The sequence below is a fragment of the Dinoroseobacter shibae DFL 12 = DSM 16493 genome (genome assembly GCF_000018145.1).
In the GTDB taxonomy this organism is placed as follows: domain Bacteria; phylum Pseudomonadota; class Alphaproteobacteria; order Rhodobacterales; family Rhodobacteraceae; genus Dinoroseobacter; species Dinoroseobacter shibae.
Genome location: NC_009952.1, coordinates 3,453,252 through 3,470,781 on the forward strand (window position 1 = coordinate 3,453,252; position 17,530 = coordinate 3,470,781).

Genomic DNA, 17,530 nt, shown 5'->3' on the forward strand with positions numbered 1-17,530 from the left:
CCGACACGGACTATCACAGCTGCGTCAGCGCGCCCGCGACAGCTGCACCGCCAGGATGCCGAGGGTCACGATGGCCACCCCCACCACATCCCGCGCGCCCAGCGCCTCGCCCAGCAGGGCCGCGGCAATCGCCACCCCGAAGACCGGGTTGAGGAAATGAAACGTCGCCGCCCGCACCGCGCCGATCCGGTCCACCAGCAGGAACCACACGAAGGTCGCCGCCAGCCCCGGCACCAGCGTGGTGTAGGCAAACGCCACCACCAGCTGCCAGCTCCAGGTCACCTCCAGCGTCTCGGTGGGCAGCCCGACCAGGGCCAGCGCCACCGCCCCCACGAGCATCTGCAAGCCCACCACCATCAACAGATTGCCCCCCGAGGACGCGGTCCGCAGGGCGAGCGTCGCAAAGGCCAGCGCCAGAACCCCGATCCCGCAGTAGAGCACACCCACGAGGTCCACACCGGCCTGCAACCGCGCCCCCATGATCAGGACCACACCCGCGATCCCGGCCAGCAGCCCCACCATCGCCAGGGGCCGCAACCGCTCCCGCAGCACGAGCCAGCTCGCCAAGGCCACCACCAGCGGCATGGTCGAGGCGATGATCGCGGCCAGCGAGGCCTGCACCGTTTGCATCGCCACGAAATTCAGCCCGAGATAGAGCGCGTTCTGACAGAGCCCGAACAGGAAGGTCGCCTTCCACTGGGTCCGGCTCAACCGCCAGGTCTGCCCGAGGGCCAGCGCGATCCCCACGGCGATCAGCCCCGAGATCAGGAATCGCAGTGACAAGGTCGTCAGGGGCGGTGCCGCCGCCACGATGATCCGGGCCGAAGTGAACGCGCTCGACCACATCAGGGCAAAGCCAAGCCCCATCACCAGTGCCCGCAAGTCCATCATGCGGCCCGGGCCTTTGGTCTGTCGGGGGTCTTGCGGGGCATTACATGGGGCTTTCGCAAAAAAAGGGGCCGCCGGAGCGGCGACCCTCTCGTTCAGTCAGACATGTCCGGCTCAGCCGTTCACGCTGTCCTTGAGCGCCTTGGCGATGGTCACCTTGACCACCTTGTCGGCGTCCTTCTTGATCTGCTCGCCCGTGGCCGGGTTCCGCACCATGCGCTCCGGACGCTCGCGGCAGTAGATTTTGCCGATACCCGGAAGCGTCACCGCACCGCCGTCGGTCACTTCCTTGGTCACGATCGACGTCAGCGCGTCGAGCGTCGCGGCCGCGGTCTTCTTGTCCAGCTCAGCCCCTTCTGCGAGGGCGGCGACGAGTTGAGTCTTTGTGAGCGGCTTGGCTGCCATAGGTCTCTCCCTGTTCCTGTCAGCCCCGGTCCTTCTGAGGCTCGTGCACAGATAAACAGAGGATTGTCGGGAACAACAAGAGTCCCCGCGCCTAAAACCCCATAAAAAACAGGGCTGGCCCGAGTTTCTGCCCCCTTGAGCCCCCCGTATCTGTCCAACTGGCCCCGTTCGGGCCTCTTGGCGGCCACGGCGCGGGGGTTCGGCGACCCAAAACGAACGACCGATCCGGCCCTGAAACCCACATCCCGATCTCAGATTTCTTCGACACACCGCAGCGAGATCACCACGGTTGCGACCTTTTTGCCCGATCTTGAAGGGGCACATTGTGTTCGAAACTTTTGGACGACGTTTCTCTGCGCTGCGTTTGCCAGTACCGCCCAGGCGGCCGTGGTCGTCGCGGTGGAAGAGAGCCGGTCATACGTCGCCATCGCGGTCTCCGGCAGCCTCGAGCGCATCGGGCTTTCGGCAGAGCTTGGCCGCGCCTCCGCACCTTCAACAGCATCGGTGAGCCCCTTCGATCCCGGGTTCGAATTCATCGTCAACGGTGGAGATGCAGACATCCAAGAGGTCACCACCGCGAACTTCCGGATCCCGGCGACCCCGACAGTCGTCCTTGACACAAGCAGCATGGCGTCAAGCGACCTGTTCCGCGTCGTCGGCAACAGCGATGCGGTGACCTTCCATCTCGGGAATACTGCCGCTGGCCCTGGTCGGGCACGGCGGTTTTGGGGCCTTGCGGCGGCGCGAAAGCGGTTAAAGAAACGCGGTTTCCTCGAAACTGCGCAGTTTCCGGGAATGGATACGCTCCAGCGGCATGTCGCGGATCGTCTCCATTGCCCGGATCCCGATCAGCAGATGCCGGGCCACCTGGGTGGTGTAGAACTCCGTCGCCATGCCCGGCAGCTTTAACTCCCCATGGAGCGGCTTGTCCGACACGCATAGCAGCGTGCCGTAAGGCACCCTGAACCGGAATCCATTGGCGGCGATCGTGGCGCTTTCCATGTCCAGCGCCACGGCGCGGGACTGGCTGAGGCGCTGGACCGGGCCGGACTGGTCGCGCAGCTCCCAGTTGCGGTTATCGATGGTGGCCACCGTGCCCGTGCGCATGATCCGCTTGAGGTCATAGCCCTCCAGCTTGGTCACCTCCGCCACCGCCTGCTCCAGCGCGATCTGGATCTCCGCCAGGGCCGGGATCGGCACCCAGATCGGCAGATCGTCGTCCAGCACGTGATCCTCGCGCAGATAGGCATGGGCCAGAACGTAATCGCCCAGGCTCTGGGTATTCCGCAGCCCCGCGCAATGCCCCAGCATCAGCCAGGCATGGGGCCGCAGCACTGCGATATGGTCGGTCGCGGTCTTGGCGTTGGACGGCCCCACCCCGATATTGACCAGCGTGATCCCTGCCTGCCCCTTGCGGGTCAGGTGATAGGTCGGCATCTGCGGTGCCTTCGGCAGCACCGGCAATTCCGCGTCCGGGTCGGTGATCTCCACGTTGCCCGGGGCCACGAAGCTTTGATACCCGCTGTCGGGATCGGCCAGCGCCTTGCGGGCGAAGGCGATGAACTCGTCCACGTAGAACTGGTAGTTGGTGAACAGGACATGGTTCTGGAAATGCTCCGCCTTGGTGGCGGTGTAATGCTGCAGCCGCGCCAGCGAATAGTCGATCCGCTGCGCCGTGAAGGGCGCCAGCGGGCCCGCGCCGTCTTCGTGCTTGAAGCCGTAGCCGTTGACGATCTGGTCGTTGGTGGTGGCCAGGTCCGGCACGTCGAAGGCATCGCGCAGGGTGAAGGCCAGAACGCCTTCCTGCGGGATCGAGGCCACCGGCCCGCCCGCCATGGCGAAATGCAGCGGGATCGGCGTCTCGGACTGCCCGATCTCGATGGGCACCCCGTGATTGCGGATCAGAAGGCCGATCTGCTGTGTCAGGTAGTTCGCGAACAGATCCGGGCGCGTGACGGTCGTGGCATAGCTGCCGGGCTCGGCGACATGGCCGAAGGACAGCCGACTGTCCACCTGCCCGAAGCTGCTCACCCGTACCCGGATCTCCGGGTAAAACGCCCGGTAGCGTGCCGAAACCGCGCCCTCGCGCACCGCATCTGCGAAGCTGGTCTGCAAGAACAGGACACCCTCGTCATAAAGGCGCTGCAACTCGGCCACCGCGGCAGCGGCATCGTCAAAGCTGCGCGGCAGGGTCCGCGGAGGGGTCTTCAGCGTCTGGGTCACGGTGCGATGTCTCTCCGGCTTGGGCGGGCGTTTCAGACCATGAGCGCGATTGAACCCGGCCCGCAAGCCCGAAGTTGCACGGCCACCGATTTTATGTCATTAATGCTGACCTAAAGGGGGCACTTCATGCAGTACGACACGGTCGATGCGGTCACGTTCGGGCGCAGCCTGCGCGGCTTGGGGATCAACCTGCTGGTACAGGACGCCCAACGCAGCGTCGCGTTCCTGACCGAGGTGTTCGGCATGACCGCCCACCAGCCGACCCGGGACTTCGCGATCCTGACCTATGGGGACGCCGTGTTCCAGATCCACGCCGATGCCACCTACCACGCCCATCCCCTGCCCAGCCTGCTTCCCGAAAGCGGCCCGCGCGGCGGCGGGGTGGAACTGCGGCTCTATGACTGTGACCCGGATGCGGCCGCCGCACGCGCCGAAGCCGCAGGAGGGCTGATCCTGCAAGGCGCGACCGACAAGCCCCACGGGCTGCGCGAAGCGGTGATCCTCGATCCCGATGGCTACGCCTGGGTGCCCAGCCGCGCGCTCTGAGCCTTGCATCCCGCGCGTCCCGCTTCCAGATTGCGCCCATGACACAAACCCTCCTCTCTTTCGGGCACGGCTACTCCGCCCGTGCGCTCTCCCGCCTGCTCCTACCCGGAGGCTGGCGCATCATCGGCACCACCCGCAGCGCCGAGAAGGCCGCAGCGCTGGAGGCCGAGGGGATCGAAGCCCGGGTCTGGCCCGGCGCGGACCTGTCCGCCGACATTGCCGCAGCCACCCACATCCTGACCTCCGCGGCACCGACCGACGCGGGCGACCCGGTGCTCGCGGAATGGCGCGAGGCCCTCGCCGCCGCACAACCGGACTGGGTCGGGTACCTGTCGACCACCGGGGTTTACGGCGACCACCAGGGCGACTGGGTCGACGAGACCGCCGCCCTGACCCCGGCGACACGACGCGGACAGCTCCGGGTCGCGGCGGAAGCCGAATGGCGCGCGCTGGCGGACGAGGCGGACCTGCCCCTGCATATCTTCCGGCTGGCGGGTATCTACGGCCCCGGGCGCGGGCCGTTCTCCAAGGTGCGCAACGGCACGGCGCGGCGGATCATCAAGGAAGGGCAGGTGTTCTCCCGCACCCATGTGGACGACATCGCCCAGGTGCTGGCCGCCTCCATCGCCCGGCCCAACCCCGGAGCGGCCTACAATGTCTGCGACGATGACCCGGCCCCACCCGAAGACGTGATTGCCCATGCGGCGGAGTTGCTCGGCCTGCCCATCCCGCCCGCCATCCCGATCGCGGAAGCCGAGATGTCCCCCATGGCGCGCAGCTTCTATGCCGAGAGCAAGAAGGTCCGCAACGACCGCATCAAGGACGAGCTGGGCGTGCGCCTGATCTATCCGGACTACCGCGCCGGCCTGGCGGCCATGCTGGCCGAGGAGAGCCACAACGCGACCCCCTGACACCCCGGACCGCACGCGCTGCCCGCTGCTCAGAACAATCCGCCAAACCGTTCCGGCAGGATCCGCAGATCGCCATCCACGAACCAGTCGGTGGAATAGAACCCGGTCTTGCCCTGCACGAAGCTCTCTTTCAGCCGCTTGCGTTCCTCTGTGAAATCGAACCCCTTGCCCTTCTTCTCGATGGTGAAGCGCAGATAGTCGTTGCTGATCCGCTGGTACTCGAATTTCGACCAGCCCCAGGATCCGGCCCCGAACACCAGGTCGCTGCCATCGGCATTGGTGCCGCGCATGGCGAGCCGATCCGCGTGCCGGTCGGTGTGAAACTTCTGATCGAACCACTTGAGATGGAACAGGTAGAGATCGTCGCTCAGGTTGTATGTCCCGTGTTCCGACCCGTGCCCGTCCGGCCCCCAACGCAGCGGGATCGAGGTGATGCAGGGCTTGCAGTACCAGGCATTGATCCGCATGTGCTTGCGCTGGGACAGGATCGGCCGCCGCGGGTCGTAGTCGGATTCCAGGTCGACCCTGTGAATGACCTCGACCCCCAGGGCCGACACCACCTCCAGCCTCCGGTCCAGCCCGGCGATATGGGCCACCGGATCGGGGCCCACCTCCGGGTCCAGCACGAGCAGCTCGTCCACATCGTTATAGACCACCCAGTCGAACATGAAGTTCAGACCGGAACAGAAATGGTTCACCAGCTGGAACCGGTCGCTGTCCATGGCCCGGTACGGGGCGCGGCGGTTCACCTCGACGATATTGCACCCCGCCGCGATGTCATGGGCATAGTCCTGCGGCCCGTGGGTGATGACATAGAGGTTCCGCCGATCGGTAAACCGGCTGTAATACTTCACCCAGATGTCGAGAAAGAAGGCATCGTCATAGACCATCGTGACGAACGCGACGGCCATGGGGCTCAGGCCCCCTCGCGAACGTAGAGAAACAGCCGCGGCCCGACCGCCTGGTGGGCATAGCCCAACTCACCCAGAAAGGCCGCGATCTCTCCCAGGTCGCGCCCGGACTTGTCGCACAGGATCACCGGGCTGCACCGCGCGATGGTCTCGCGCGCCCCGCGCAGGGCCGGGATCTTGGTGCCGTTGAAACACAGGTGCAGCACCCCGACATCGCCGAGATCCCGCGCATCGAGACTGGTGGCGGGATAGCCCCCGCCGTCCCGCGCGACGAAGACCGTCTCGGCCAATCGCAGGGGCTTCTGGGTGCCCAGGGTCATCGCGGCCCCGTCCTCGGTCACCACGTCCGGATGCACCACCGCCTCTTGCAGCCCGTTCAGCTCCAGCGTTCGGCGCAAGGGCGCCTGCAGGCAGCCCTGCGGCTCGAACACATGCACCGCTCCGGGGGCGGTCACCCGCGCCAGCGCCACGGTGGAGGCCCCGAGATAGCCGCCCACCACCACCAGGCTCCGCCCCGGCGGCACGATGTCATGTTCGGCCAACTGGAAGAACGACAACTCGTCGTCATGGCGGGCGGTCATGGCCAGCTTGCGCTGCCCCTCGTCGAAATCCACGAAGGGGACATGGGTGTGGATGATGCTGTCGCGAAAGAAGACCGGCGCGATCCGCTCGGACCCCAGCGCCATGATCCGGGCGCTGACCGCCAGATCCCGCAGGGTGCTCCGCATCTCCGACAGGATCGGGGCAAGATCGGACACCTCGGGGACGGGCGGGACGCTCTGCGCCGTGTCGTCACGGTCCCCCGGGGGCGTCTGGTCGGTCATGGCTCTCTCCGGTCAGGATTGCGCGCGGCGGTCGATCTGGGCCACGCCGAGCACCGAGAGCACCTTTGCCTCGATATCCGGCGCGTTCAGACCGGCGATATCGTACATGTCGCGCGGGCTCGCCTGGTCGATGAAGGTATCGGGCAACACCATGGACCGGAATTTGAGGCCCGTATCGAACACCCCCTCTTCCGACAGAAGCTGCGCCACATGGGAACCGAAGCCGCCCACCGCGCCCTCCTCGATGGTGATCAACGCCTCGTGCTCGGCCGCCAGCCGCAGGATCAGGTCCCGGTCCAGCGGTTTGGCAAAGCGCGCATCGGCCACGGTGGGCGTGATCCCCCGAGCGGTGAGCGCCTCGCAGGCCTCCCGCACCTCGGCCAGCCGCGTGCCGAAGGACAGGATCGCAACCCGGCTGCCTTCCGCGATGATCCGGCCCTTGCCGATCTCCAGGGGCACGCCGCGCTCCGGCAACTCGACGCCCACGCCCTCGCCCCTCGGGAAACGAAAGGCGATGGGTCCGCTGTCATGGGCGACCGCGGTGGCCACCATGTGCCGCAACTCCGCCTCGTCGGCCGCGGCCATCACCACCATGTTGGGCAGGTTCGACAGGTACGCCGTGTCATAGGCCCCCGCATGGGTCGCCCCGTCCGCGCCCACGAGCCCGGCCCGGTCGATGGCGAAGCGCACGGGCAGGTTCTGCAAGGCCACGTCATGGACCACCTGGTCATAGCCGCGCTGCAAAAAGGTCGAGTACATCGTGCAGAAGGGCTTCATCCCGCCCGCCGCCAGCCCGGCGCAGAAGGTCACGCCATGCTGCTCGGCAATGGCCACATCGAAGGTCCGCGCCGCGAACCGCTTGGCGAACTTGTCGAGCCCGGTGCCCGAAGGCATCGCCGCCGTGACCGCCACGATCCGCGAATCCCGCTCCGCCTCGTCGATCAGGGTTTCGGCGAAGACATTGGTATAGGTCGGCGCGTTCGACGGGGCCTTCTTCTGCGCGCCGGAGACCACGTCGAACTTCGCCGTGGCATGGCCCTTGTCCGCGGCCCCCTCGGCGGGCGCATAGCCCTTGCCCTTCTTGGTGATCGCATGGATCAGGATCGGCCCGTCGGCCCGGGCCTTCACCGTCCGCAACACGCTCAGAAGCTGCTCCATATCATGGCCGTCGATCGGCCCGACATAGGAAAAGCCCAGCTCCTCGAACAAGGTGCCGCCGATGGTCATGTGCTTGAGAATGTCCTTGGCGCGCTTTGCCCCCTCCTGGAACGGCGGCGGCAGCAGGCTGACCGCCCCCTTGGCGGCGGCCTTGAACTCCTGGAACGGCGCGCCGGCATAGAGCCGGTTGAGATAGCTCGACATCGCCCCCGTGGGCGGCGCGATGGACATCTCGTTGTCGTTCAGGATCACGATCAGGCGCTTTTTCAGATGACCCGCGTTGTTCAGCGCCTCGAACGCCATGCCCGCACTGATCGCCCCGTCCCCGATCACCGCGATCGCGTCGCCGATCCCATGCTCCGGCGCGCCGCCCAGGTCCCGCGCCACGGCAAAGCCCAGCGCGGCGGAGATCGAGGTCGAGGAATGCGCCGCCCCAAAAGGGTCATAAGGGCTCTCGGACCGCTTGGTGAACCCCGACAGCCCGTCCTTCATCCGCAGCGTGCGAATGCGGTCGCGCCGCCCGGTCAGGATCTTGTGAGGATAGCACTGGTGCGAGACGTCCCAGATGATCCGGTCCCGGGGCGCGTCGAACACCGCATGGAGCGCCACGGTCAGCTCCACCACCCCCAGCCCGGCCCCCAGATGCCCGCCGGTAACCGACACCGCGCTGATCGTTTCGGCCCGCAGATCGCGCGCCAGTGCGACCAGTTCCCGGTCGCTCAGCCCCTTCATGTCGTCCGGGGTCTTCACCCGGTCGAGCACGGGGGTATGGGGACGGTCGCTCATAACAGGGCCTCCGGTCAGCCTCAGGTGTCGCGTGCGATAACGAAACGCGCCAGCTCGCACAAGGTCTCTGCCTCCGCGCCATAGGGCTGCAACGCCGCCTCGGCCTCTGCCACCAGCGCCGCCGCCCGCGCCCGCGCCGCCTCCAGCCCCAAGAGCGACACGAAGGTCGCCTTGCCCGCCTCGGCATCCTTCTGTAGCCGTTTGCCCGCTTTTTCAGCATCGCCCGTGACGTCCAAGATGTCATCCGCGATCTGGAAGGCAAGGCCGATGGCCTCGGCATACCGCCGCAGGGGGGCCGGGTCCGCCCGGGCCAGCAGCGCGCCCGCCTCCGCCGACCAGCGGATCAGCGCGCCGGTCTTGCCCGCCTGCAACCGGGTGATCTCGTCGAGGCTCAGGGGGGCCGCCGCAGTCTCGGCCGCGATGTCCAGCGCCTGGCCCAGCACCATGCCCGCCGCCCCGGAGGCCTGTGCGAGGGACCGCACCAGCGCCAGCGCCACGGCCGGATCGTCGGTCATGCGCGGATCGCTCAGCGCCTCGAAGGCCAGGGTCTGCAAGGCATCGCCCACGAGGATCGCGCTCGCCTCGTCCCATTTGACGTGCACCGTGGGCTGACCCCGGCGCAGATCGTCATCATCCATCGCAGGCAGGTCGTCATGGACCAGGGAATAGGCATGCAGGCACTCGATGGCGGCGGCGGCGTAAACCGCCCGCTCCGGCGCCACACCGTGCAGCCAGGCCGTCTCCAGCACCAGCACTCCGCGCAACCGCTTGCCGCCCCGGGTGGCATAGGCCATCCCGTCGCGGATAACGCTCTCGGGCTGAGCTCCGATCAGATCGTCAAGACAGGCGGCAATCCGTGTGGCCCCGTCGGCTTGGGCCGCTGCAAACCCCGACAAGGCTCAGAGCCCGTCGGCGGGCTTCACGCCCGTGGGCTGACCATCCGCATCGAGCGTGATCTGCGCCACCTTCTCCTCGGCTTCCTTCAGCTTGGTCTCGCAGCGCGCCTTCAGCGCCGCGCCGCGCTCATAGAGCTTGATCGAATCCTCCAGCGGCACGCTGCCCCGTTCCAATTCGCCGACGACCTTTTCCAGCTCGGCCATCGCCGCCTCGAAACTCATCTCTTCCACCGGGGTATCGCTCATTGCGCGTGCTCCATCAGGGTCTTTACATGGGCGGCGGTGCTCGCCCCCAAGGCGGGCAGATCATAGCCCCCTTCGAGGGTGGAGACCACGCGCCCGTCACAGAATTCCGCCGCGATCTCGCACAGCCGACCCGTCACCCAGGCGAAATCCTCCTCCACCAGCGCCATCTGCGCCAGCGGGTCCGCCCGGTGCGCGTCGAACCCGGCCGAGACCAGGATCAGTTCGGGCCGGAAGTTTTCCAGGGCCGGAAATACCTCCGCCTCGTACTGCCGCCGGAAGGCGGGGCCTGCGGTGTCGGGCGGGAAGGGCAGGTTGAAGACATTGCCATGGGCGCCGGTCTCGTGCCGCGCGCCGGAGCCGGGATAGAGCGGCATCTGGTGGCTCGAGATGAAGAACGCCCGCGCCTCGTCCCAGAGCAGGTCCTGAGTGCCATTGCCATGGTGGACGTCGAAATCCACCACCGCCACCCGAGAGAGCCCGTGGTGATCCAGCGCTCGCTTCGCCCCGATGGCGATATTCCCGAACAGGCAGAACCCCATCGCGGTCTCGGTCTCCGCATGGTGGCCGGGCGGGCGACAGGCGACAAAGGCATTGCCGACCTCTCCGGCCAGCACCGCATCCACCGCCGCGCAGACTCCGCCGACCCCGCGCAGGGCCGCGTTCCAGGACCCGGACATCACATGCGTATCGGCATCCAGCGACACCACACCCGCGCCTTCCTCGGGGATCGCGGCGCGTACCCGGTCGACGTACCCCTGCGGGTGGCAGCGCAGGATATCCGCGATCTCGCCCAGGGGCGCGGACCGGCGCTCCAGCGCGGCAAAACCGGGGGTGTCCAGCGCCTCGGCCACCGCAACAAGGCGCGCGACCTGCTCGGGATGGCCCGGGGGCGTGACGTGTGACAGACACTCGGAATGGGTATAGACAGCGGTGGACATGACCGAATGGCTAGAGGATCGACCGCGATGAAACAAGGGCTCTGGGCAGCGATCGCCCTGCTGGCTTCCGTTGGCCTCGCCCGGGCGGAGTTCCCGGCCCCCGGCACCGTGCTGGCCGAGATCACCGTCGACGTGACCGGCGACGGCACGCCCGACACCGCGCGACTGGTCGTCGGAACGGACGCGGATGCGGTGCTCGTGCTCGACACCGGTCAGCGCCGCGTGACCGCGCCCAAGATCGCCTGGCTCGGCGGCCCTGCGCCGGGCCCGAGCCTCGAGGCCACCTCCGCGGGCAGCCTGCAGGTCGTCACCGGCAATGACAGCATCGGGCGCGAGCGCTGGTCGCAAACCCTGACCCTGGCCTGGCGCGACGACGACCTGCTGCTGGCCGGGTTCACCTATGGCTGGCGCGATACGCTCGATGCCGCCAATACCGGACGCTGCGACGTGAACCTGCTGACCGGGCGCGGGGTGCTGACCGTGAACGGGCAAGAGACCGCAATCACGCAGCCCCCCGACCGCCTGCCCGTCACCCTCTGGGACGGCCAGCCACCGCGCAGTTGCGGGCTGGACTAGCGGGCCGTCACTCCACCGACAGCATGTAGCCTGCCCCGCGGACGGTCTGCAGGAAGCGGGGTTGCTTCGGATCAGCCTCGATCTTGCGGCGCAGGCGGGTGATCTGCACGTCCACCGCGCGTTCCTGGGCCTGTCCGCCATCCCTGCCGCTGCCCCGGCCCAGATCATCGACAAGCTTGGACCGGCTCAGCGCCTCGCCGGGACAGGACGCGAAGATCCGCATCAGGGCGCTTTCGGTCGCGGTCAGGCGCACGGGCTCGTCGCCGCGCCACATCTCGCCGCGCTCCACGTCGTAGCGCACCGGGCCGAGATGCAGCACCTTGGGCCGGGCCGCGGGCTCGTCGGTCTTGGGCACCCGGCGCAGCACCGCGTTGATCCGCAGCAGCAGCTCCTTGGGCTCGAACGGCTTGGCGATGTAGTCATCCGCCCCTGCCTCAAGCCCCGCGATCCGGTCGGTCGCCTCCCCCTTCGCCGTCAGCAGCAGGATCGGCGTCTCCCGCGTCTCGCGCAGGGATCTGGTCAGGGCAACGCCATCCTCGCCGGGCATCATCACGTCGAGCACGATCAGGTCGAAATCCAGACCGGCCAGCAGCCGCCGCGCCTGGGCCGCATCCCGGGCCGCCGAAACCCAGAATCCGTTCCGGATCAGGAATTTCTGCAAGAGCGTGCGGATGCGCTCGTCGTCATCCACGATCAGCAGATGGGCGTCTTCGTCCTGCATCAAGAAGTCTCCTTGAGCGCATTGAACAACGCCCGGCTCTCCGCGTCCATCATTTGTTCGAGCACCGTGCGAAACCCGGCCACCGCCTCCGGCCCCGCGTCGCGGAAGGCCGCGCGCATGCGGGCCCGCTGCGCCTCCGACAACTCGCGCTCCAGCGCCGCACCGGCTTCGGTCAGGTGCAGATGCCGCTCGCGCTTGTCGCGGGTGCCCACGCGGCTCTCGACGAGGCCATCCTCGATCAGGCTGCGGAGCACCCGGTTCAGGCTCTGCTTGGTCACCCCGAGGATATCCAGAAGGTTGTTCACCGTCGTCCCCGGCGCGCGGTTGATGAAATGCACCGCCCGGTGATGCGCCCGGCCATAGCCGTATTGCGCCAGGATCCGGTCGGGATCTGCGGTGAAGCCGCGATAGGCAAAGAACATCGCCTCGATCCCCTTGCGCAGCTGTTCGTCGGTCAAAAACAGCAGGTTCTCACCCTGGGCGGCGCGGCTGGCGATCTCGTTCATGTCGGCCTCTTTTCGATGTTGCAGGCATTTTATGTCAGCCTTGTTGACTTTCCAAGAGCCGATTGCTATCGAATCGCAGCTTTAGCGCAATATTTGGACCGAACCGGACCTATGTGCGCAACTTTTGTAAATCCCTGTGGGGATATGAGGGGGAAAGACCATGGTTGGGGCCTATGACGACCGCGACGGAACGATCTGGATGGATGGCAAGCTGGTGGATTGGCGCGCCGCCAATGTCCATATCCTGACCCATGCCATGCACTATGCCTCCTCGGTGTTCGAGGGCGAGCGCGCCTATAACGGCAAGATCTTCGAGAGCCGCCGCCATTCCGAGCGGCTGCATTTCTCGGCGGGCGAGCTGGATATCGAGATCCCCTTCACCGTGGACGAGATCGAGGCCGCAAAATACGAGGTGATGAAGGTCAACGGGCTGTCGGATGCCTATGTCCGCGCGGTGGCCTGGCGCGGGGCGGGGCCCGACATGGGTGTCGCATCCGCCCGCAATCCCGTCCATCTGGCCATCGCCTGCTGGGAATGGGGCAGCTATTACGGCGACGCCAAGACGCGCGGCGCCAAGCTCGACATCGCCAAGTGGAAGCGCCCCTCACCCGAGACCATCCCGGTCCACGCCAAGGCCGCGGGGCTCTACATGATCTGCACCACGTCCAAGCACGCCGCCGAGGCCAAGGGCTGCTCGGACGCTCTGTTCATGGATTACCGCGGCTACGTGGCCGAGGCGACCGGGGCCAACATCTTCTTCGTCAAGGACGGCGAGGTGCACACGCCCGACCCCGATTGCTTCCTCAATGGGATCACCCGGCAGACAGTGATCGGGATGCTGCGCGACAAGCAGGTGAAGGTGCACGAGCGCCACATCATGCCCGAGGAACTCGAAGGGTTCGAGCAGTGCTGGCTGACCGGCACCGCCGCCGAGGTTACCCCCGTCGGCCAGATCGGCACCTACAACTTCGAGGTCGGCGCCCTGACCCGCGACATCGCGGAAAGCTACGAGCAACTCGTGCGGGCCTGACCGCCCGCGCCTGCCCCGATGCCTGCGCCCGGGCACGGGCGCGGGGCGAAAACCGTCCATCAGAACGACGTGTCACACTGCGCGGCGCCCCCTGCCTGTGCAAGGATACCGGCATGGACCCTGTCAGCCTTGCCTTTTACGCCCTTGTCTGTGCGGTTCTCAGCCTCTTTGCCCCGCGCCTCGGCGGACGCGCGGCGCGGCTGGTGGTGGGCGCGCTGGTCGGCGTGCTGGCCGCCGCCGTCCTGCCCCTTCTCCGCACCACGTTCTTCTGAGGATCGCCCCCATGTCCGAGCCAGAAAACACACGGCGCGACGGCCCCCTGACCCTCCGCGACGCCCGCCTGATCGGGAGCAGCTTCACCGACGTCACCCTGGAAAACAGCGTGTTCGAGAGCGCCAATCTCGCCGATTGCCGGTTCGAGGATGTCACCCTGGCCGGCAGCCTCATCCGCGACGGCAATCTCGACCGGCTGGAGCTGGAGGACGTCTCCCTGCGCAATGCCGCGATCCGCAACGCGGATGTGACCGGCATGACCATCGACGGCATCCCGGTCACCGCGCTGCTGGCCGCCTGGCGCGCCAAGCAGGGCTAGAGAAACACCCGCTCCACCGCCCACCAGGCCCCGACCAGGGCGATACCGACCGAGGCCGGGACAGCCACCGCGGGCCGGTACCAGTCCATCCGCCCGAACGGCAGGCCCAGCAACACGAAGGCCGCCGCCAGCACGGCGAGCTGTCCCAGTTCCACCCCGATATTGAACCCGATCAGCCCGGTCAGGAACCGTGCCGGATCAAGCCCGATCTCGCCCAGCACGCTGGCAAAGCCCAGCCCGTGCAGCAGCCCGAACCCGAACACCACCGCCGTGCGCCGCCAGCCGATGGCACCGCCGAGGATGTTCTCCACCGCGATGTAGACGATCGAAAGCGCGATCAGCGGCTCGACGATGGCGGGCGGCACCGAAACAAGCCCCAGCGTCGCCAACGCCAGCGTCACGGTATGGGCCAGCGTGAAGGCCGTGACCTGGAACACCAGCGGCTTCAGCGCCAGGCTGAAGAAGAACAGGCCCAGCACGAACAGGATATGGTCCAGCCCCTTGGGCACGATATGGGCAAACCCGATCCCGATATAATCAACGAAGGCCGCGCCGATGGACTGCGTCGCGGTGCCGGTCCGGGGCAAGGGCGCGCTCAACGCCCCATCGGTGAGGTACCCCGAATACCCCTCCCCGCCGTCCTCGGTGTTCTGGCGCACCACCAGCGGCCCGTTCGCCGCCACCCAGCCCAGCACCACGGGCGCCTCCCCCGGCGGCAGGGCGATCTCGGCGGTGATCTGGGTGTCGCGAGGCAGCTCCAGCTCCGGCTCGTCGGCGATCCGCACCTGGCGCAGCACCCAATCGAGCCGCGCGCCGTCCACCTCGGCGATAAAACCGCGGGCGACCTCGGGCCAGGCCGCGCGCAGGGCCGCGGCCATCTCGTCCGGCGGCAGGGCGCGCAGGGCGTCATAGACCTCGGCCTCTGGGGCCTCGTCGGTATCCTCGATCCCCGTGACGTCGATCCCGGCCACCAGCGCCTCGGCGGTCAGTTGCACCACCACCTCGGCCCGGTCCGGCCCGATGATCACATCGGCGACCGCCGGGCGGATTTCATGGGCCCCGGCCTGCGCGGCCCGGAGCAGCGCCATTGACACCAGCATCCAGCAGGCCACCCTGAGCCGCACCCAGCCCCGAAGGTTCCGTTCCATGCGTGCTCTTGCCCCTCTGACACTCGTTCTGTCGCTCACATCGCAGGCGCAGGCCCATGAGTTCTGGATCTCGCCCCAGACGTATCAGGTGGCCCCGGGCGGCGAAATCATCGCCGAGTTGCGCGTGGGTGAAAAGCTCAAAGGCGCGGGCTTTCCCTACATCCCGACCCGCACCGCCCGGTTCGAGATCCTGCAGGGCGACACCCGCCTCGACCCGCAAGCACGAATCGGCGACCGCCCGGCGCTGCAACGGGTGGTGGAGACGCCGGGTCTGGCCATCGTGGTCCATGAAACCGCCGACACCTTCCTCAAGTACCCCAGCTGGGAGAAGTTCGAGGCCTTCACCAGCCAGAAGGATTTCGCCTGGGCGCAGGACATGCACCGCGACCGCGGCCTGCCCGAGCACGGCTTTAGCGAGGTCTATCGCCGCTATGGCAAGGCGCTCGTGGCCGTGGGCGACGGGGCGGGCGCGGATCGGCCCATCGGGCTCGATACCGAGATCGTGGCGCTGGCGAACCCTTACACGGACGACCTGTCGGGCGGTTTGCCCGTGCGGGTACTGCATTTCGGGGCCCCGCGCAGCGACGTGCAGGTAACGCTTTTCGCCCGGGGCGCGGATGGCACCGTCTCCACCTCCCTGCACCGCACGGACGGGGCCGGGGTGGCGGTGCTGCCCATGATGGCGGGGACGGAATACCTGGTGGATTCGGTGATCCTGGAACCGCTGGAGCCCGCGGCCGAGGGCGATCCGGTCTGGTACACGCTCTGGGCGTCGCTGACCTTCCGCACGCCAAACGAGTGATCCCTATTCCGGCCGGACCGGCCGCGCCGCGCCCCGGGCGAGCGCCAGTTGCCGCTCCCGCCAGATGATCGCCCCGCCGGAGGCCATGACGATCGCCGCGCCCGCGAGCATCGGCACCGTGGGCACCTCGCTGAAGATGAAATACCCGATCAGCAGCGCCAGCAGCATCGAGGCATAGTCGAAGGGCGCGACCACCGAGGCGGGCGCGAACCGATAGGCCGAGGTCAGCAGGATCTGCCCCGTCCCACCGCACAGCCCCGCCATGACCAGAAGCGCCGCGACCTCGACACTGGGCCAGACCCAGCCGAAGGGCAGGGTCAGCAACGACATCACGGTGGAGGTGATCGTGAACCAGAAGACGATCGCACTCGTGCTTTCGGTGGCGACCATCTTGCGGATGAACACATGGGCCAGCGCCGCCAGCCCCGCCGACAGCAGGCAAAAGAGCGCGCCGAGGGCCGCGCGATCCGCGCTGAGATCTGCAAACCCGCCGAGCCGCGGCGACAGCACCACGATCACCCCGGCCAGCCCCACCAGCACCGCGGTGGTGCGAAAAAGCCGGATCCGCTCCCCCAGCATCAGGGCTGCCAGAACCACCACGAAGATCGGCTGGGCAAAGCGAAGCGCCGTGGCCTCGGGCAAGGGCAGAAGCCCCAGACCCGCAAACCCGAACGCCATGGCGCTGGTGCCGACCAGCCCGCGCCAGACATGGGAAACCGGCCGATGCGCCTTCAGCCCGGTGCGCAACTGGCCGCGCAGGGCCAGCCACCCGAACAGGATGGGAAAGGCGAAGAAAGAGCGGAAAAACACCGCCTGACCGGGCGGGACGGTTTCGGACGTGGCCTTCACCAGGGAGGCCATCACCATGAACGCCGTGACGGCGCCAAGTTTCAAAAGGATACCGCGCACCGGTGACATGCCCAGCGCGGTATCCGATTTTCCCATGCTTGCCTAGATCAGGCCGCGTCAGGGATCAGACCTCGATCCCCCGGTCGATCCGGAGATATTTCTGCACGAAGGTCCCTTTGACCGGCCGCGTGCGCTGGTGCAGGGCCAGGGTATTGGGGTGCCGGCCCAGGCGGCGCTCCTGCGCCAGGTAGCGCACCGCACGCATGGGCGCCTCGGCGGCGCGTTGGGTATCCACGATATGCTTCATGAAGTCCTCCTTCCATGATCGGACACGCAATCTAACACGCGAATCGCCAAATCCATAGGGTTTCCGCCTTGAGCTGTTCGGGCGGGCCATGCCCGCGCGGGCGGTGCGCAGGCCGAACGCCGCAAACATGCTCAGGTTTCCCATTGATTTCAGCATCTTTGGATTGATCGACCCATGCCCCTTGTGCCCTTTCTCGCCCTTGCCCCTGCCGGTCTCTGATACCGTCGCCATGATCGCGATGAAGGCCCGGGCATCGCCTGCGGTCTG

At 67.3% G+C, this 17,530-nt stretch carries 21 protein-coding genes; 7 read left to right on the plus strand and 14 right to left on the minus strand.

Features of this window, described 5'->3' with window-relative positions:
* Positions 1 to 24: 24 nt before the first annotated feature.
* The 3 genes from DSHI_RS16660 to DSHI_RS16670 all read right to left on the minus strand — a co-directional run bounded on the left by DSHI_RS16660 (position 25) and on the right by DSHI_RS16670 (position 3,516).
* Positions 25 to 888 carry a DMT family transporter gene (locus tag DSHI_RS16660; protein ID WP_044029059.1) on the minus strand — a complete coding sequence of 288 codons (864 nt, stop codon included), beginning with the start codon at positions 886 to 888 and terminating at the stop codon, positions 25 to 27.
* Between the two features lie 114 nt (positions 889 to 1,002).
* Positions 1,003 to 1,293 (minus strand): HU family DNA-binding protein, encoded by a 291-nt coding sequence (locus DSHI_RS16665; RefSeq protein WP_012179948.1) that lies wholly within the window; start codon positions 1,291 to 1,293, stop codon positions 1,003 to 1,005.
* Positions 1,294 to 2,046: 753 nt separating this feature from the next.
* Positions 2,047 to 3,516, minus strand: a complete 1,470-nt coding sequence (locus tag DSHI_RS16670) for an AMP nucleosidase (protein WP_012179949.1) — start codon at positions 3,514 to 3,516, stop codon at positions 2,047 to 2,049.
* Positions 3,517 to 3,642: 126 nt separating this feature from the next.
* Here DSHI_RS16670 and DSHI_RS16675 point away from each other — a divergent pair, with 126 nt between their 5' ends.
* Together DSHI_RS16675 and DSHI_RS16680 are read left to right on the plus strand one after the other, a co-directional pair.
* The gene (locus tag DSHI_RS16675) at positions 3,643 to 4,062 is read left to right on the plus strand and encodes a VOC family protein (RefSeq protein ID WP_012179950.1); all 420 of its coding nucleotides are present in this window, start codon (positions 3,643 to 3,645) and stop codon (positions 4,060 to 4,062) included.
* Between the two features lie 38 nt (positions 4,063 to 4,100).
* Positions 4,101 to 4,973: an SDR family oxidoreductase gene (locus tag DSHI_RS16680; RefSeq protein ID WP_012179951.1), complete on the plus strand. Its 873-nt coding sequence runs from the start codon at positions 4,101 to 4,103 to the stop codon at positions 4,971 to 4,973.
* A 29-nt stretch (positions 4,974 to 5,002) separates the two neighbouring features.
* On the opposite strand, the gene DSHI_RS16685 is transcribed toward DSHI_RS16680, so the two are convergent.
* The 6 genes from DSHI_RS16685 to DSHI_RS16710 are packed head-to-tail and all read right to left on the minus strand — an operon-like array spanning position 5,003 to position 10,732.
* Positions 5,003 to 5,884 (minus strand): glycosyltransferase family 2 protein, encoded by an 882-nt coding sequence (locus tag DSHI_RS16685; RefSeq protein ID WP_012179952.1) that lies wholly within the window; start codon positions 5,882 to 5,884, stop codon positions 5,003 to 5,005.
* A 5-nt stretch (positions 5,885 to 5,889) separates the two neighbouring features.
* Positions 5,890 to 6,708, minus strand: a complete 819-nt coding sequence (locus DSHI_RS16690) for a class I SAM-dependent methyltransferase (RefSeq protein WP_012179953.1) — start codon at positions 6,706 to 6,708, stop codon at positions 5,890 to 5,892.
* Between the two features lie 12 nt (positions 6,709 to 6,720).
* Positions 6,721 to 8,652: a 1-deoxy-D-xylulose-5-phosphate synthase gene (dxs, locus tag DSHI_RS16695; RefSeq protein WP_012179954.1), complete on the minus strand. Its 1,932-nt coding sequence runs from the start codon at positions 8,650 to 8,652 to the stop codon at positions 6,721 to 6,723.
* Between the two features lie 20 nt (positions 8,653 to 8,672).
* A complete protein-coding gene (locus DSHI_RS16700) occupies positions 8,673 to 9,506 on the minus strand; it encodes a polyprenyl synthetase family protein (protein ID WP_245533088.1) in 834 nt (277 codons plus the stop codon).
* Between the two features lie 45 nt (positions 9,507 to 9,551).
* Entirely contained in the window at positions 9,552 to 9,794 is a 243-nt protein-coding gene (locus tag DSHI_RS16705; protein ID WP_012179956.1) for an exodeoxyribonuclease VII small subunit, read from the minus strand.
* Positions 9,791 to 10,732 carry a histone deacetylase family protein gene (locus DSHI_RS16710; RefSeq protein WP_012179957.1) on the minus strand — a complete coding sequence of 314 codons (942 nt, stop codon included), beginning with the start codon at positions 10,730 to 10,732 and terminating at the stop codon, positions 9,791 to 9,793. Before DSHI_RS16710 ends, DSHI_RS16705 begins: the two co-directional genes overlap by 4 nt.
* Before the next feature lie 27 nt (positions 10,733 to 10,759).
* On the opposite strand from DSHI_RS16710, the gene DSHI_RS21500 reads away from it, so the two are divergent.
* Positions 10,760 to 11,308 (plus strand): hypothetical protein, encoded by a 549-nt coding sequence (locus DSHI_RS21500; RefSeq protein ID WP_012179958.1) that lies wholly within the window; start codon positions 10,760 to 10,762, stop codon positions 11,306 to 11,308.
* A gap of 7 nt (positions 11,309 to 11,315) precedes the next feature.
* On the opposite strand, the gene DSHI_RS16720 is transcribed toward DSHI_RS21500, so the two are convergent.
* Positions 11,316 to 12,029 carry a response regulator gene (locus tag DSHI_RS16720; RefSeq protein WP_012179959.1) on the minus strand — a complete coding sequence of 238 codons (714 nt, stop codon included), beginning with the start codon at positions 12,027 to 12,029 and terminating at the stop codon, positions 11,316 to 11,318.
* A complete protein-coding gene (locus DSHI_RS16725) occupies positions 12,029 to 12,535 on the minus strand; it encodes a MarR family winged helix-turn-helix transcriptional regulator (protein WP_012179960.1) in 507 nt (168 codons plus the stop codon). Before DSHI_RS16725 ends, DSHI_RS16720 begins: the two co-directional genes overlap by 1 nt.
* 160 nt (positions 12,536 to 12,695) lie before the next feature.
* On the opposite strand from DSHI_RS16725, the gene DSHI_RS16730 reads away from it, so the two are divergent.
* The 3 genes from DSHI_RS16730 (at position 12,696) to DSHI_RS16735 (ending at position 14,157) form a co-directional block, all read left to right on the plus strand.
* A complete protein-coding gene (locus DSHI_RS16730; protein ID WP_012179961.1) occupies positions 12,696 to 13,565 on the plus strand; it encodes a branched-chain amino acid aminotransferase in 870 nt (289 codons plus the stop codon).
* A gap of 113 nt (positions 13,566 to 13,678) precedes the next feature.
* Positions 13,679 to 13,837, plus strand: coding sequence for a hypothetical protein (locus DSHI_RS22625; RefSeq protein ID WP_203426291.1), 159 nt, complete (start codon positions 13,679 to 13,681; stop codon positions 13,835 to 13,837).
* 11 nt (positions 13,838 to 13,848) lie between these two features.
* Positions 13,849 to 14,157 (plus strand): pentapeptide repeat-containing protein, encoded by a 309-nt coding sequence (locus DSHI_RS16735; RefSeq protein ID WP_012179962.1) that lies wholly within the window; start codon positions 13,849 to 13,851, stop codon positions 14,155 to 14,157.
* Here DSHI_RS16735 and DSHI_RS16740 read toward each other — a convergent pair.
* Positions 14,154 to 15,305 (minus strand): HupE/UreJ family protein, encoded by a 1,152-nt coding sequence (locus DSHI_RS16740; protein WP_245533022.1) that lies wholly within the window; start codon positions 15,303 to 15,305, stop codon positions 14,154 to 14,156. The two genes, DSHI_RS16735 and DSHI_RS16740, sit on opposite strands and share 4 nt — an antisense overlap.
* Here DSHI_RS16740 and DSHI_RS16745 point away from each other — a divergent pair.
* Complete coding sequence (locus DSHI_RS16745) at positions 15,304 to 16,107, plus strand: DUF4198 domain-containing protein (protein ID WP_012179964.1); 804 nt, start codon at positions 15,304 to 15,306, stop codon at positions 16,105 to 16,107. The genes DSHI_RS16740 and DSHI_RS16745 overlap by 2 nt on opposite strands.
* A 3-nt stretch (positions 16,108 to 16,110) precedes the next feature.
* On the opposite strand, the gene DSHI_RS16750 is transcribed toward DSHI_RS16745, so the two are convergent.
* Both DSHI_RS16750 and DSHI_RS16755 read right to left on the minus strand, forming a co-directional pair.
* A complete protein-coding gene (locus tag DSHI_RS16750; protein ID WP_012179965.1) occupies positions 16,111 to 17,052 on the minus strand; it encodes a DMT family transporter in 942 nt (313 codons plus the stop codon).
* 28 nt (positions 17,053 to 17,080) lie between these two features.
* Positions 17,081 to 17,263, minus strand: a complete 183-nt coding sequence (locus tag DSHI_RS16755) for a hypothetical protein (RefSeq protein ID WP_044028088.1) — start codon at positions 17,261 to 17,263, stop codon at positions 17,081 to 17,083.
* Between the last annotated feature and the right edge of the window lie 267 nt (positions 17,264 to 17,530).